This window comes from Nocardia sp. CA-129566 (assembly GCF_050956075.1).
Classification (GTDB): Bacteria; Actinomycetota; Actinomycetes; order Mycobacteriales; family Mycobacteriaceae; genus Nocardia.
This window is the reverse complement of record NZ_CP192085.1, coordinates 2,919,459-2,937,638: the sequence shown is the minus strand read 5'-3', so window position 1 is coordinate 2,937,638 and position 18,180 is coordinate 2,919,459. Positions and strand designations below refer to the sequence as shown.

Sequence of the window (18,180 nt, the reverse complement as noted above, 5' to 3'; positions counted from 1 at the left end):
AACCATCCCCGACCGGGCTCGCCCGAACCATCCTCGACACGGCCCAGAGGCGCTCCGCCCTGCCCGCGAACGGCACGAAGCGCTGATCACTCCTGTCGGCACCGAGCCAGGGCCTGTCTCGAAGTCACTCTCCCAGGCCACCATCCGGCGTCGAGCCGAGTCGAAGGCGGTTCTGGAGAGGGCAGTGCCACCATTCGAATCGGGTCGATGGACTGACATGCCGCAACTCCCCACACGCCAGAGGCCCCAGCCTGCGGAGTCCGCGCCTTCTCTCACAGCGAGGAGTACCGGGCAGAGTGAACGCGGCCATGCGCGGTCGGGAGGGTTGCCGACCGCAGCGGTATTCCCACAGATGAGAATTCGCGTGGACGTAGTCCAAAATTAACCGCGTTGGATCGGGTGCTGCGGGAGAGGCGGAAGTCTGCTGGCCGGGCGAGGTGTGACGGGGTCGCAGGGTAGATGACTCTGACACTGCCCTCGTATTTGCCCGCGCCAGTGATCGACTGTATCGCGGGGCATTTCCCGCGCGGTGACGAAACCGCGGCCCGCCGAACCGCTGACTATTGGTCGGACAAGGCCGAACAGTGCCGCGGCTACGCCGAGCACCACCACACCCTGGCGACGCGCACCGAAAACGACCTCCGGGGCGACGCGGGGGCCGCGATCGCCCAAAACCACGTCGACCTCGCCGAAAAGTTCAGTGCTCAAGCCGATTTCATCGACACCATTGTCGAGGAGCTCTACGAGGCCGCCAACACCATCGAAGAGCAGAAATGGACCGTCATCGGATTCGGGCTGCTCCTGTCCTGGCAGATGGCCCGCGCCGCGCTCATGTTCTCCCCCGCCGGCGCCGCCCTCGATACCTACATCGAGCGGATGGAAACCGAGACCAAGTGCCAGATCGCCACCCGCAGACTCCTGATCTTCCTGGCCGGACAGTCCTCGAAATACGCGGCCCAACGCGGCGCCATCGTCCTCGCGGGCAAAGCGATGTTCTGGGGAGCTCTGCAGGTCGGCGGCATCAATGTCGCCGTACAAGCGGGTCAGGTCCTCGCGGGCAACCGCGAACACATGGACTGGAAATCCGCCGGCATCGCCTCCGCCGCCGGCGGTGTCGGCGGCGCCGCCGGCGCACTCGCCGGCCAGTGGATCGGCGGACGCTGGATCATCCCACGCACCGTCGCCCGCGCGGAACAAGCCACCACCACCAAAGCCCGCGTCGCCTACCAACTCGTCGGCACCAGCCTCGTCGGCGCCACCGGCGGCCTCGCCGGCGGCATCCTCGGCGCCCTCACTTCCATCCTGCTCTCCGGCCAACAATTCACCGCCAAAGCCATCACCGAAGGCCTCCTCCCCGCCGTCACCGGCGGCTTCCTCGGCGCCGCCGCCCACGGCGCCGCCGAAATCCGCACCAACACACGGACACCGGAGACCGCAGCACCCGACGTCACCGCGCCCACCGACGCAAACGCCGGCACCGGCACCGGCCAACGCCCGCTCACTCAGGCACTCGTCGACGCACTCGCCGAGAACGGCCTGCTCACCCGCGACTTCGACCCGGCCGACCCGGCCGGGTCCCAGCAACAGCAAATCAACCAGCTCGTCACACGGCTGCGCCAACCGGCGAACGACCTCAACACGGCACCGGCGCCGTTCATGCGTGAGGACTACAACATCAGCATCTGGAAGCCCAAGGATCCGCAGAATCCGCTTCCCGATGTGGTCAACAACGCCCGTGCCGACGAAATCCAGCACCCCGCCGCCGTGGTGGTGTCGAACGAGGCACCGCGTCTGCAGAACGTGTACGCGCCCCAGGTCGCTGGCACACCCCCCATAAACACCCAATCCCAAGGCGCGCCAGCACAACCCACCAATTCCCCGGCGAGCAACGGCCCGGAGCACCATGCCGCTGACAGCGGCCCGCGCCCACACGCCGCCGATCCGGCAGCGAGCGGCCAGCGACCGACCCCGCACCCCGCCGACAACGAACCGGTCAACACCCGCCAACACACCGACGAGCCAGCCGCGGGCAGCCAGCGACCGCACCCCGCCGACAACGAACCGGTCAACGCCCGCCAACATCCCGACGACCCAGCCCCGCCATCGATTCGGCAGCACGATCCCGCGCCGAAGGACCACGGCACCTCGGAGCGGCCCGTTGCCGTCGGCCGCAGCTCGGCGCCCGACCCCGCACCTGCTCCGGTGCCCCACCCCGCCGACAGCCGGTCAGCCGATGTCCGCACCACCGCGGCCGAACCGTCGAGCCGACAGCCCGCTCAGCAGGACCGTCCGACACCGGATGAGGCTGCCGCACCAGCCAGTCAGCGCCCTGCCGACTCCGATGCGACCGACGGTGCGCGGCCACATCCCGCCGAAACCGAACCGGCCGATGCGCGCACCCACACCGACGAACCCGAGGCCCAGCCGCAAGCTCAGGACGGCCCGGCACCGGATGAGGCTCCCGCATCAGGCGGACAGCACCCGGCCGACTCCGACACCGCTGACAGTCCACAACCACACCCCGCCGACTTCGACGCGGCTGACAGCCCACAACCACACCCCGCCGACTCCGGCGCGGATAGTCAACAGCCGCAGCCGGTTCCGGCAGCGGCAGCGCCGACCGGAGCTCGACCCGCCGACTCCCCGGCAGCGCCGGTCGCCGCTCGACCTGCCGATGCCGCGGCCGCGCATCCCGCTGATGGCGGTCCGGCCCGGTCCCGCCAGGACAATCCGGCGGTACCGCAGCGACGAGGCCGGGAGCGCCAAGCCACTGCGGACGCGGGATCACCGCTACGTGGCGGTCGTCGCCGGGTGGTCGCCCCCGAGACCGGTACCCCACCACCGGATCTCGCCGCGCCGGTGCGACAGGACCAGCAGACCCCCGTCCTGGTGAATGCGCTCGGTCTCGACGAGGCGGGCTCGGTGGTACCGCGCCCCCTCGATTCGCCGTCGACCAATCCCGCAACCACGGCCGAAGCCGCCCTCGCGGTAACTTCGGAGCAGTCCGGCAGTGCCCACGGCTCCAACGCCGCCACGGACCACACCGGAACCGCCGAGGTGCGGCTGGAACCCACCGATACGGCGACGAGTGGGCAGCGGCCGACCCCACATCCCGCCGACGACAAGCCGAGCAACGTCCACCTCGACGAACCTGTCGGCGAACAACCGGCGCGGCCCAACGATCGCGCGCCGCAGGAGGCGCCCGCGTCGGTTGGACAGCGCCCGGCCGAACCCGAAGCAGCCGACGGTGCACGGCCGCACCCCGCCGACAGCGATCCGACCAACACCCACACCAACACCGAAGAACCAGCGCCCCAGCATAATCCGACGCCCGACGAGAGCCACGCCGCCGATCGACCACCCGCCACACTCGAACCAACCAACGGCGCGCAGCCGCACCCCGCCGACAACGATCCGGTCAGCGTCCATCTCGACGAACCAGTCGGTGAACAACCTGCTCAGCAGTACGATCGCGCGCCAGATGATGCGCCTGCGTCAGTCGGGCATCACCCTGCCGAACCCGAAGCGACCGACGGCGCACCGCCGCACCCCGCCGACAACGATCCGGCCAACACCCACACCGACCAACCAGCCACCCAGCACAACCCGACACCCGACGAAGCCCACGCCACCAACAAACAACCCCCCGAACCCGAACCAACCGACGGCACACCACCGCACCCCACGACGGCCGACGCGGATAGTGAGACGCCGACTACGGCAGGCAAGACCGATGCCGATGCGGCGGAACCATCTTCGGTGCGGCAGACCGCCGAGGAGGCCCTGCAGGACTACTCGGATCGCTGCGCCCCGGATCTTCCGGCAGAACAGCGCCTGGTGAACGCCCCCGCCGAAACCTTGGTGGAGATGTTGCGCAGCGAGGACCCAGCCGATGTGACGGCCGCATTGATCGAGGTCATCCGTCGTGGCGAGGACAAGGTGCTGCGCTGGACACAGGTCGCCGCGATGCTGGCGATGCGGGATGGCCCGGTGAATATGGATGCCGGCGAGGGCAAGTCGCTGGTGTTTCTTGCACACGCCGCCCGCGATGCCATGGAACACGGTGCGGTGCAGGTGATCACCACTCGCGACAATCTCGCCAACCGCGAATTCGTCCGATACAAAGAGGTTTTGGGCCCGCTCGGCATCGACGTGGTGCGAATGAACCCGGACACCGCACCAACACCACCCGAGCCGGGTAAGCCGACCATTTATATCGGGACCCAGCAGGATGTGGGTTTCGCCGCGCTGCGCGAGAACTGGGTGCCAGGTCGGCGCGCCGCGATCGATGAGATCGACGAGGCGCTCGTGCACGCCGACACCCAGTACATCCTGTCCGACGGCGCGGGCCAGCTTGCGGATCCCGAGGTTGCCGCGCAGGTCACCGATGCCCGCGACTTCCTCACCGAATGTATGGACCGAGGCATCCTGACCGAGTCCGATTTCGGCCGCACACCGGACCAACGCGGCGGGCCGGCGAATCTCACCGAGGCCGGACGCCAGACCTTGGAACGCCAGCTGGGCCGCGCACTGACCGACGAAGAGCTGAGCCGACTGAACATGGCGGCCTCCGCCAAGTGGGAATACGTCGAGAACGTGCACTACGTCCGGCACGAAATCGACGGTCAGGAACGGATATTCATTATTGATCAGACCACCCACAAGGTGATGTTCGATCCCGAAACGTCCAGTGAAAGTCGCTGGAATGGCGGCTTGGCCCAGGCGATCGAGGCCAAGCACGACCTGGCCATACGCAACGACCCGAACAGCTCGAAATCCATTACCGCACAAAAGCTCTTCAGCAATGAGAACTACGACCACATAACTGGTGCGTCGGGCACCGCCGAAGGGTCCGCGGGCACGCTCAAGAGCAGGTTCGGCATGGGCGATGTCGTCAAGATCGACCGCTTCACCGAATCGAAGCTCGAGGTCAGGGAGGACGCGATCTCGACGGACGAGGCCGCGAAGCTGAAGCAGGTGGCCGCCGATACGAAGGAGATGCAGAAGACCGGCCGCCCGCAGCTGATCCTGTGCGACCGCAATGACCTCGTCGCCGCACTGTCGAACGTCATGAAAGCCGAGCATCCCGACGTGGAATTTGTCGCGGTGGACGCGAAGTGGTTCCTCGAGCACGGCACCAGCGCCGAGGACACTCTGCAGCTGATCTTCGATGCGGCGGGGCAAGAGGGCAAGGTCCTGATCATCAATATGCAGGGCGCCCGCGGTGTCGACATCCCGATCAGCGCGGCGGCCCGCGACCTCGGCGGCCTGCATGTCGCAGTCACCGGCCGGTCCGAGCTGTCTCGCGATATCGATATCCAGGCGGAGAATCGCGCCGCGCGCAACGGCGAACCGGGCAGTGTCCAGTACTACACCGCACCCACCGACGGCCTCTACGCCCCCACCAACAACCCGCTGGTCAAACAGGTCGTCGTCAAGTACGTCAACGAGTACCACCAAGCCGCCGCCGAACATCAGGCGGCGCCGACCGCCGAGACGCGAGCGCGGCTCACCAACGCCGAGAACAACCTGCGCGCCTTGGTCACGCCGCTGCAAGAGGTGGCGGACACGCAACACCAGCTGGCTCGAGGGGGCGGCCACACCTCCGGCCCGTCCGCGCACGCACCTCCGACATCCCAGTCGGACGACCCTGGCCGAAGACACCCGTCTGTCATCAATCAAATGCCACAGGCATTGTCCGGTGGCACGCTCAACGCTGCTACCGCAGGGCAGGAGTCGCTCCTCGACGACAAGATCGGCAAGTCCGGCAAGGCGCTGGTCGACGACACAGCCACTGTGCTGCAGCAGGCGCGCGACGGCCATCCAGCCGCGACACAGGTATTGCAGCAGCGCTTCGGGGACGCGACCTTCGAGCATGTGCTCACTGTGCTGGGCTGGGATCCGGCGCACGGCGCGGCGCCCGAGCCGGTGCAGCAACTGGCGCACGCGATCAACGCGGCCGGGTACCACACCGCACAACTGGATGGGTGGCAGATCCCCGCAGGCCGTCAGCTCGGCGACTACCTGGGTGAGCAACTGCGAAACGCTTTGCTGGACAGCACGATCCACATGACGGACGCGCAGATCGCATCCATTGCCGACGTACACGATGCGCTGCGGAACGGCCGCGAGCTCAGCCCCGTCCAAGTCGGCACGATCCATGCGATGACCAAGGCGGTGCAGACGCAGTTCCCGACGGTCGCGGTCGGTGCACCCACTAACCCCGCGCAAGCGGTACACGCACAGCATCGCGATGGGGATCCAGTTCCCCTGCACCAGCAGGCCGATGAACAGCCCGTGAGCGCCCCCCAATCGATGCCGCCGACCTTCGAAGCGGCAGCAAGCGGCGCGGTCGGCGAAACCGGCACGGCTGTGTATTCGGACTCGATACCGGAGTTCACAGCACCGTTCCCAGCGGAACCGGCCGCCGCGGAACCACAGGCACTCGCCCTGTTCCGACAAAGGCTCGTAGCCGCCTATACGGATCTCGAAGGTGTTCCGGCATCCGACCCGGTGGCCGCCGCCCTCGCCAATATGACAGTTTCCGTGTTCGAGCGGCATTTCAGCGCGCTGTCACCGGCCCAGCAGGCGGCACTTTCCCTCCGGTTCGAGTACGAACGGTCAGACGCCCAGGCCGCAACGGCCATGAACAGGAGCGTGGCCAGGCCCCGTCCCCTCCGGGCTGCCGCCGTGCGGACCATCACCGCAGGCGCCTTGCGCCGCCTGGCCAGATCCGTTGCCGCAGAACAACGGGTGCCCGGAATCGGCCCGGACCTGACCGGTGACGAGGTCACTGTTCTGTGCGGGACAGCTCAGGGCCTGCTGCCGTTCGAGATCGCGGCACTCGACCCGCTCGGTTGGTCTCGGCGGAAAGCGGTCGCGGCCAAAAACCGTGCCGCAAACAAACTCCGCGCTGCCAACGGGCCCGCAGCGGTGGCCTTGGCGGTCCGTCGGGGCGACCTCGATATCACCGACTTCCCGGTGGCGGAACGGCCGGGAGCCGTTGCACTGACCGGCACCGAGGTCGAGATTCTGACGTTGGTCGCGAAAGGCCTTACGGACGAAGCCATCTCGGAGGTCGTGCCGCTGTCGGAGTCGCAGGTGAAGCAATCCCTCGACGCGATCGGCACTCGATTCGGGATCCACGACCGCGCGGGCATGGTCGCCGTCGGGCTCCGTGAGGGCCTGCTCGACCTCGACGGTCCGACGTGGACGAACTCGGCCGAGGTGCGCACCGACGAGCCCACCCTGTCCCGGCGGGAGCGTGAGGTTCTGGCCCTGGTTGCCACGGGGCAGACGGTCGCGGGGATCGCGGCGCTGCTGGGCTTGGCCGATAACACCGTCAAGACCTATATCGGACGGATCCGCCGGAAGCTCGGCATTTCAGCACAGGATGATCCGGTCGCGGCGGCATTCGAACGAGGCATCGAGTTGTCCGGCGTCTCACGCGAAACCTATTCGGGCACCACGAATATCGGCGGGACCGTCACCGCCGTCCATCCAGGCGGTCGTCCGAGTTCACCATTGCCGAGCACGGTACCCAATCAGGCCCTCCTCGCGGAGTTGCGCAGACGATACGGTCACGACACTCTCCGGCAGACACTGACCGCACTCGGATGGGATCCTGACGCCCGTGCGCCCGGGTCCGATGACGGCCTCACGCAGTTGGACGCCCGTGACCGCATCTTCCTCGCCTCCGCGGTCGCAGCGATGCGCAGCCGCCAAGATCTCACGGGGGAACAATTCGACGCGATCACTCGTATCGCGCAGCAGCTGGCCGACCGACAACACAGAAGTAATGCCGGATTAACCGACATCGAGCTGGCGGTCCTCGCTGAATTCGCGGCAGGCAAGACTCCCGCCGAAATAGCGAGCGACACCGGCCGACGCTACCGCGACGTGCAGAACGACGCCAACAATATCCTCGCGAAGCTCGGCGCCACCGATATCACGCATGCCGTGCAGCTGGGGCTGGGCCTGGGCATCTCCGGCCTGAGCGATATCCCGGAACCGGAACACCTGCCGCCGCGACCGCTGACTCCGCGCGAGGCCGAGATACTCGGAATGATCTTCGCGGACAAGACAACGGTCGAGATCGCACAACAGACCGGCCTGGCCAGAGACGTCGTGCAGACAAAGATCAATCGCATGCTCCGGAAGCTCGGCGTCGGGACCCGCGTCGAAGCGATAGTTCAAGCCTTGCGCCTCGGCTATATCGACCTGGACAACATTCCAGGACCGGCAATATCCCCGCACCGGCAGCTGTCCGATGAGGAACTCGAAATTGTTCGACTGGCGGCTGCCGGACAGACAAACGAGCAGATAGGAAATTCCAGGCACCTCGATCTGTCGCCTGATTCGGTCGGGCAGATATTCCTGCAAATCTTCGAAATGTTCGGCGTTCGCAGTCGGTCCGGTTCCGTCGCACGGGCCCTGCGCCTCGGATATCTCGACCTGGCCGATATCCCGACGCCTGCGCCGATGGCCGCCACCGGCGAGTCGAACGCGGCTACGCACTCCGTCATACCGTTCCCCGCTCGACCGGCGTCAGATGACAGCCCCCAACAGCAGGCTGCGTCCCGATCCGGAACCACCGCTGCGCCGCCACCAGGCGTGGTCGTGAACCCCGATGCCACCGCCGCCCGGCAGATCAAACAGGCTATCGCGGCCGAGCTGCTGAAGACCTATGGGATCGAGGTGGTCGGGCTCGATAAATCGACGATTTCCATCGAAACGGCGCTTTCGATCCGAAATGCGATTGCGGATGAGTTCGCCGAGGACCCGGCTCTGCTGATCGACGCGATCGTAGTCGCCCCGATGGAACACACCATATACGCCTGCACGGGCACCGTGCTCGTTGGTCTCGACCATGTCGTCTTTCTGAACGAGACATATTTCGGCAACGTCGAGTTCTTTCGAGAATGTTTCGAGGAGGATGTCCGAAATGGCCGGTCGATGGCGCCAACCGGCGATCCGGCATACGACACCCTTCGTCATGAACTCGCGCACCTTCGGGATCCGAGCGCCAGGCGAGCCTTCAGCCGGTCCACCAGGCGAGAAAGCTGGACCGCCAAGCACAGGGTCGGCCGTTATTCATTGGAGTCGAAGGCTTTCGGTTTTCTGTACACACATTTCGATGGGCTGAAAAAGGCGCGTGCACTCCATCCGTTGACGCGCTTCAATGACTGGCTCGATCAACTCGATGGTTACAGCCGACACTTCAAGGAAGTGATTTCGGATGACTACTTTTATGCAGCCTACAATGCGTGGCTGAAACAATTCAACGACCGGGAGGAGGAATTCGACGAATGGCTGGCGCGATTCGACGTCCCGAGGATCGACGGCAAAGTCCAGGCCGAAGCGGTGTTCGAGGCGTGGCAGAACCAGCTCGATGAAGACACCCGGCAGCGTATACGGTCGGGTGCAGAATACGAAGAATCCCGTCAGCCCGGGGACGAGCCACACCTGGGCGATCATGCGGTTTTCAACCCCACGGAGGCCTTGGCCGAAGCCAACAATGCCTTCGGGAAGAGTGCACCTGAAGATTTCACCCATCCGGCCTACGCGCTACAGGCCTTGCTCAGGGGCGTCCCGGTCGCGCAGGTGTGGCGGGACGCGGAGAAGCGGAATGCGCTGGCCGCACAACGGGCGCGCGACCGCGGTCCGGTGCCCGCGGCCGCCGGCTTCCAGCCGAGTATTAAACCGAGCGGACGGCTGGTCGCGCTGTCAACGGCGTGGCGCGAACTGAACGCCGACGCACAGGCAGCCGAGAAACGCACCCAACTCGCACTGACGCATACCGATCGAGCTGGATGGCAAGACTTCGCGCTCGATGAGATGGCACGACTGGTGGACCGGCAGCTGGCGGAAATCCAGGGCGCCGACCCCGAACGTCCCGCGGTCGACGTCGGCACTTCGACGCATGAACTCGCCGAGTGGGAGCATCCGCCGAGCGGTGCACTGGCGCAATGGATTCAGCGGATATCCGACCTGGCCTGGCAGCGGACCGCGCTGCTCAAGAACCTGCGTCATGCACTGCTCGCAACCCCGGGCCTGGCCGAGCTGATCGGTTTCGGCGGCTGGCTCGACGCGGGCGCGCTCCCGGTAGATCTCGACATCACCGAACTGCGCAATCGAACGCGGGACGCGCTGTCTCGGCCCACCGTCGACGCCCAGCAGCGCAGCCAGCTGCACGCCCTACGCGGGCTCATCGCGACGGTTAGGCCCGAATGCGCCGCCATCGACGCCGAGTCAGCCCATGCGCGGGCTCAGGCAGAGGACATCGCCGTCCGCGATGTTTCGGCTGCCCGCGGCGGATTGGCGCTCGGGCCCCAGGGCCTGATCGTCGATGGCGTGCGTGCGGAAGTATTCGAAAGCCCAGGGTCGCGCTCCGCCCTGAGCGGCATGCTGCGAGAGACGTTCGAGCAGTATGGGATTCCCGTCGTTACTCGGCAAGTGCGGGTAGATCGAACCGGCCGGGTGCTGGTCGAGGCGCTGCCTGCGCCGGTCCGCGAAGCGACCGCACAACGGCAGGATCGACTGTGGCAGTTGAGCACTCCAGCCGACGAGCGCACTCAGCCGCTGCTCGCCGCCGAGGTGACGGGCGAGCCGACGACAAGTTCGTACGAGCAGCCGTGGCAGCGCACCGTGCTCGCGACCGAACTGTGGACTGCGATGCCGCAGTGGGGTGCGCGAATCACCGACGCCAAGCGGAAGCTCACCCGCGCCCAAACCGTACTGCGCCGGATATTCCCTGAGAAGATGGATCCGGACCGGCTCTCGGTAGCCGACGAGGCCATACAGAAAAAGCTGCTGGCGCGCATACAAATGCTCACCGAACAGCTCCAGACCATTCGCACCCAGGCCGCAGCCGAAGCAGCCCAGCAGTGGCTCGGCGAGTTGCCGGGGCAGCCGATCGGCCGCTGGGCCAAGCTCGACGGCACCGTGCTCACCCTGATGTCGCCGTTCGCCGATGCGGAACATTTCCTGCCTCGGGATACTCTGAATGCCTTGGCGGCCAGCGGTATTCGGGTCGACTATCGGCACGTTCAGATCGACGGCACCGGCATGGTCTGGTCCACCGTGCTCAGCGACTCGGACACGACGCCCACCACCGCTGCCCCGACGGCCGATCCCACGGTTCGCGAACAGCTCGACGGCGTACTCGCCGAGCTCGATCGAATTCTGTTGCGCCGCGGCGTCACCGATGATTCCATCACCGGAGTCTCGCTCGGGGGCGTGCTCGCCTACCGCGAAAGCCTGGTGGCCGAACGGGAGCGCGCCCGGCGGGCTCGAGACCTCTGGCGCGAGGAAAGCGACCGGCGGGATGTGATATTCGGTCCCCGCCTCGGAGCGCCCGCGTCAGCGGCGCGCGCCGCGCAGGCGTCCGCCCAAGCGAATGCGCTGCGCCTCGACCGCCTGTTCCGCCGCCTGGACGCGGAAGTCTCGCGACTCACCATGGTTGCGTTCAAAATCGCCGATTCGGGCCCCCAGACCGACAACCACGAGACACTCACATCGCAGATGTCACGGTCCGACCTGATAACACAGCGCCGCGTCGGTAGGTCGCAGACATCGGCGCTACTGCGGGGAATTCATCAGGCGCTCGCGTCATTCACCGCAGACCCAGAGTTGGCCGAAGCGCTGCGCGACGCGGACCGGCACCGGGCCCGCAACTCCGCGCGCGCCGGGGAGCCGATTCCGGGCACCGCTCCCGCCGCACTCCCCACCCGAGAGCAACTGCGCGGGGGCATGGCGCAGATGCGTCCGCGCGGCCCCGTTTCGGGCGCCTCGGACTCCGGTAGCGAGCCGAGTCCGTTCTCTGACAGCCAGAGCGAAACCGACCGTGCACGTGCGGATCTCGCCAGAGCACTCGGAGTGGAACCGGAGAAACTGGCGCTGCAGGGGGCGGTGCTGCAGGTCATCGATCAGTTGCAAGTGGAGTTGCGGTTCCTTGATGATGACGGCTTGCGGCGCGTGCGAGCCGCCGAATTTCCCAGCTGGCTCGGCCGTGCGCTGAACCGCGAGTACGCCGCCCAACTCGCGATGGCCGAGGGGGCCACCGCGGAAGAGCGGGAACAGTTGCACAGCGACGGACGCCAGTTGGAAATGGAGCTGCCCGGTTTACTCGGACTGGAACAGCTGACCCCTGGGTGGCGTGCGCCGTCCAGCGACGACCGGCTACATGAGCTGCGACAACTGGCCATGCGCGCGGATGCGCCGCAGGAGATCGTAGATCTCGTTGACGCCGCCGCGCGATTCCTCGGAATGGCGCCGTTGGTTGCTCGGGCCACGCCGACGACAGACCCGCCAGCCGTGGCACGAGCGCGCGCGGACATTCGCGAACTGCTCACGGATGCCTCGGATCGCGCGAAGGCCGAAGCAATGGTCGAAGCACTGGTGGGTACTGCGGCGGGGCGGGTGACCGTATCGGTGCGCGCCATCGGGACGGGGCTGCGGGTCGAAGTTGTCGACCGCAGCCAGGAGCCGCCGATGCGCGATATGCCGGACCGCGAACCGGGGCTGGTTGAGCCGACCGAATCCGGTCAGGTCAGCGAACTGCTCGACACATCGCATCGCTGGGGCTACCAGCTGAACACCAATGGGATGCGCACGCGATGGTTCGAACTCGCGCTGTCCGAAGGACAGGCCGATTATTCGGCGAATCCGGTTTTCACGTTGGCGTTGGAACGCGGTCAGGTCGAACCGGATGCGCGCAGGGCGGCGCGCCGCGAGGTCGCGAAATTCCTACGGCTGAATACTATGCTGTCCACCTCGAAGATCGAGGCCGCTGAGGTAGCCGTATCGGAATTCCTCAGCAACGCGGCGCTGTACGCAGACATGGGCGGTGCCGAGCTGATGGTCCAGCTGCGAAACGGCAGAGTGCGGATCGGGGTGGCCGACACCTCTCGGGGACTGCCGAAATTGCTGCAGGAGAGCGAGGTCGAAACCGCGGACCAGGTGGAAGCGTCGTCGGTGGTCGATATGGACATCGTGGACGAGTTCCTGTTCGGAATCGACTGGGACGCCGAGGACCTCGGCCAGTCAGAATCGGCGTTCATGCAGAACCGCCCCAAGGGCCAGCACGGGTATGGCTTCAAACTCATCATGAACGAGGCCGCCGCATACGGCGTCGATTTGGCACCGGCCGGACAGCGGGGCAAACAGGTCTGGATCGAATACGAACTGCCTCCACCAGCGTATGTGGGCTCCCCGGATGACGTATTCGACCTCTCCCCGGGCCGCGCGGGCCGCGCCGAGGGCGCTCCCGTGGTGCTCTCGCCGTGGACAAAGAACGGATTGGTCGAAGGCCCCCAGGTCTTCGAAGCACCACCTGGTGATGTGCCGGGTGTCGGCTCCTCTGCCAAGGCCATGCGCGCACGATATGGGCCGGAAACCTTCCGGAAAGTACTTGCCCTACTGGGGCTTCCGGCTTCGCGGGTCAGCCGGGATCTCGAACCGCTGGTGCGGGTCGCGCGAGCCGTCACCGGTATGGTTCTCCAGTTCGCTCCAACGCGACAGCTGACTGCCGATGGCGCGGATATCGCCGAATGGCTGCACGGCGCAGCCGAGAATGTCGTGGACGAGTGGTTCCGACTGAATGCCACCCAGCGCACGCACATTACCGAGGCATTGGCCGCCATGCAGCGCGGCGAAGCCGTCAGTGTAGTGCAGCGCGGTGCGCTCAATAGGTTGTCCGAGGCGGCGCGGCTATCAGCGCCGACGGCGACTCGCACCGAGTCGACAGCGCCGAGCGACAGTGGTCTGACCAACCGGCAGTTCACCGTGCTCGAACTGATCGCCGCTGGCTTGACCGGTCCCAAGATCGCGGAAGAACTGCACTTGTCCCCGCTGACGGTGAGAATCTATGCAACCCAAATCCGTAGCATACTCGGCGCGCGCACCTGGCCGGAGATGGTGCACATCGCCTTGAGCATGGGCATCCTGCCCAGCACGAATCCTGCCGATGCGAGGGAAAAAGCCGGCACCGTCCAGCCTCAGCTGACCAGCCGTGAAATCTACCTACTCAATCGGATCGCGAACGGCGACACCAGCAACGACATCGCACAAGACCTCGAGGTGTCGTCGACGACCGTGGACACGCAGATAGCTGCTATCGGTCGGAAGCTGGGCGCGAAGGTCCGTCCACAGATGGTGACAGTCGCCGTGCGCACCGGCATCCTCGAACTCCTCGACCCCACAGACGCTGTACCCGGCACCAGCGAGCCGCGACTGGCCGATTACGAAGTCGGCGTGCTCACTCGGATCGCGAACGGCGAAACAAGCAAGGACATCGCGCAGGAGCTGGATCTGTCCTCGCTGACCGTGGACGACTATCTGATGCGTATCGGACGCAAGCTCCGGGTGCACAACCGGGCGGCGATGGTGGCCGTGGCGCTGCGCACCGGCCTGCTCCCCGATACGAATCCAATCCTTGACGAACCGCCCGCATTTACCGCTGCCGAAATCGACATGCTCACTCGGGTTGCGAACGGCGATACGAACTTCGAGATCGCGGAAGACCTGGATGTTTCGGCAAGCGCCGTGGACAGGTCCCTCGCCCGAATCCGCGAAAAACTCGGGACTCGCAACCGCCCGGAAACCGTGGCTGTCGCCCTGCGCATCGGCATCCTCCCTGGTGCTGTTCTCGCCGCGACGGCGGAACACCAAGATACCGCCGATCCCGTACCGAATATCGTTGCATCGCAATCGACTGGCAACGCTGATCAGCCGTCGGCGGCCCCGTCAGCAGCAGAGCGGCCTGCCGACTCGGAAACAAGTGGACTCGAACAGATCTTGACCCGCGTCGATGAAACCGGAGTCGATCGGGCGACAGCGGAGCAGGTCAAGCACGTCATCGTCGGCCGCTATGAGCGGCAGTGCCGGATGATCCACGGGAGCGGCCAGCAACAGGACAGTATTGCCGCGGCACGTACCGCCCAGTGGGTCGACGACATCATGCTCTTGCGAGCACTGCGGGATCTCGCATCGTCGCCCGGTCAGGAGACTGCCGAGGCTGCACCTCCTATCCCGCACCACATCACGGCGCAGGAACCCGCTCATGACATCAGTCAGTTGCCGGCTGCCTTGGCCGCGATGGTTTCCCACATCGAGAGCGTCGGCCGGGATACTGCAGTCACCGATCAGGCGAAGCTCGCCGTCCTCAATATCTACAACGGGTACCTGCGGACAGCCACCGCGTCCACGTACCGCGATCACCAGGAGAAAAAGCGCACTCGCTCGGAAGCCCTCGGCTTCCCAGAACATGTCGCGGCCGGACTGGCCCGGACATCGGCCGATACGTTCATGCAAACGGAGACGGCTCGCGTACTCATTACGGAGACCGCCGTAACCCTGACGTACCAGTGGTTCGATAAGACTCGAAGAAGGGCCGAGCGTACCGACACCGATCTCGCGGAGCTGCTGGCAGATATCTACCGGCGAAATCACCTGCCCCTGTCCGAGGCGCAGCGCGGTGAACTCTTGGATCAGTTGCGTGGTTTGCGAGCCGAATTCGAGGAACTGGCGGCGCGACGGCAGGCGGTCCTGGCGCGGGTACCGAACATGCCGGAAGCGGATGCGGCCCGCTGGCCGGTAGGTTTCTTCACAGGACTCGCTGAGGTCGAACAGCTTTTCCTCGCCGTCGAGGCGTGGATCGCCGCCGGAGTACCGATCACACCCAGCATGACGAGGGAGATCCGGAAAACCGACCCCGCCATGTTCGGCGGAATCAAGGGCGAGATCCAGCTAGCCGAACAATTCGAGGTGATCCATGCGCTGGGCACTCTCGTCCACGTCGAAGCTCCGAAACTCGGTCGGCTGGGCAGTGAGGTCGATGTCTCGACCGACGAAGGCCGAACGTGGCATGAGGTGAAGAACTACGACCTCGATTCACAGCTTCGGCGACAGACCAGGCTGGAGGCGCAGGCCGACAAGCAACTCCGCATCGCGTGTCTGAATCGCGAGTATTGGGTGGACGGGCATCCACCGCAGATCAAGTGGCATTTTCTGAGCGGCGTGCATCCGGCGATCAGGGCCGCCCTCGAGGCCATTCGGATCGAGGACGAATCCGGCCGTGTTCACCGCATCGAGGTGATCGACGGTTCCGCCACCGAAAACGATGGCACCGCGCCACATCCAGGCGACGCGCCGCCCACGACAGCATCTGTTCAGCCCGATGCGTCGGAAGCCTCCCCGGCACAAGACACAGCTCCTCCGAACGATGCGCCGGATCCGAGCATGGCATCGGATCAGATGCGGTCGGATACAGCGGACACCATGCCGCCCGTTGTGCGCCGGAGGACATTGACTCCTCGCCAGATCGAGATCCTGAAGCTGATCGCAATCGGCGAGACGAACAGAGGGATCGCGCGACTCCTCGGATTGTCCTTGTCGACAGTGGACCAGCACGTGGCCAATATCGGCCGCAGGCTCGGCACCCGGCGCCGAGCGGTGATGGTGGCGGTGGCCATGGACGCAGGCCTTCTCGCCCAGCCGGAACTACCAGTGGTCGCCGAAACCGAACTCGACAATCTCCGAACCGTACTGTGTGCGGCGCTGCGGGCGGGTGCGCGACAGCCCGATCCGGAACAGATCCTCGCCGAAGCATCCACGGAACAGTTCGACGACGCGATCTTCGAACTCAGCTCCCACCAGCGCAATGCGCTGCGCCTGCTTCAGCGGGAAACACCAACCACGCCGACAATCCAGAACACGGCAATCCAAGCCGCCTCCCAGCTGGTCGCGACGATTTTCGTCGCACACGAGCAGCGCGAGGCGATTTTGAACGGAGCATTGGCAAAGGCGAGCCCCGAGGAGTTGCGGGAGGCACTCGGTCGGCTCACACCTCTGCAGGAACGGCTCGTCGTCGGTCTCTACCAGCGTGGACTGTCGCCTGCCGCCGTGGCGTCGGCATTGGGCTACGACGACGAGTCCACCGTCACGCATTTGGCGCGGGGGGCGGTTCGCCGGATGGCGAAACGCATCGGCTTCCGGCGCGGCCAGTATCGCCCGCCAGTCCTGGCGGCCACGATCGCCCCGATGGCTATGCAGCTAGCCGACGAACCGGCGCTCACCGCAGCGCAGACGGACATGCTCATCGAAACCGCCCGCGATGACGAACCCGAAGTTCTGCAATGGTGCATCGAGTGGGCCCATCGCGAGGGCATTCTCGATCATGAGGAACTTCCGGTCGCCCGGTTGCTGTTCGCGGCGGGGGCGAGTGTGCGCGAAGCCGCCGCCGCGACCGGTATGACCGAGCGAAGGGTCGCGCAGGTGCGGGTGGAAGCGCGGGCAAAGCTCGCGCAACCGTTGTCGGCACGGCTGGGTATTTCCGAGCCGACGCCGCATGAGAAAGCCTTCCAGCGCGGTCAGCGCATGAGTGCGCAGGCAACGCTGCCCTATTCGGCCGACCCGACGGAAGATACGGCACACGAGCTACTCCGTACCGTCCTGGACTGGTTGAACAGACGGTTTCCGATCGATCCCGCAATCCCGTCCCGCCCCGATGCGGGTTCGACGACACCAGCCGAGCGCCCAGCAGGACTCCGTGCGCTGACCGATCGTGAGGCCGATGTACTACGCCTCGTCGCAGCTGGTCTGATCTACCGGGAAGTAGCGCAGGCACTGCATATCGCGGAGCCGACGGTCCGCGCCCACATGCGCCGTATCCGCGGCAAACTCGATGCCGCCACCTTCGCCGACGCCATACTCGCGGCACGCAACGAAGGCATCGACCTCGAAATCAGCACCGAAGCCGACTCCGGAGTCACCGATAGCACTCCAGACTCCGCCGCAGCCGAAAGCACCTCGGCCACAGCGACTTCCGCCGCAGCCGAGCGTCCGGCACGACCGCTAAATCCGCCGCAATCCGCGGCAAACGAAAGCGACTCGGCCGCAACGACTTCTGCTCCGATCGAGGATGCGGCGGACGCCGATGGCGAGCGGCCATCCGGCGGCGGACGGCGGTCGGCCGGACTGCCACCCGGGCCAGTCGAACACTTCGACAGTTTCGATCCGATCGCGGCAACGGATGGGCACACGCCCAAAGGACATGTGTCGCGAGATGTGCTGCGACCTGCCATGTTCTTCATCAAGGATCCCGATAGCGGTCGCCTGTCGGGCACCTCCGACTTCCCGCCGGTCGGTGGAACCAATTCGGCCGCAAACGGTCCCGAGACG

Annotated in this window: 1 protein-coding gene (cut by a window edge); it reads left to right on the top strand. The window is 65.9% G+C overall.

Annotation, left to right across the window (positions count from 1 at the left end; all coding sequences use genetic code 11):
- Window positions 1-459: 459 nt before the first annotated feature.
- Window positions 460-18,180: the start of a LuxR C-terminal-related transcriptional regulator gene (locus ACQP0C_RS12845; RefSeq protein ID WP_433733142.1), read on the top strand. The gene runs 50,835 nt beyond the window's last position; only the first 17,721 of its 68,556 coding nucleotides appear in the window; it begins with the start codon at window positions 460-462; its stop codon lies beyond the right edge, outside the window.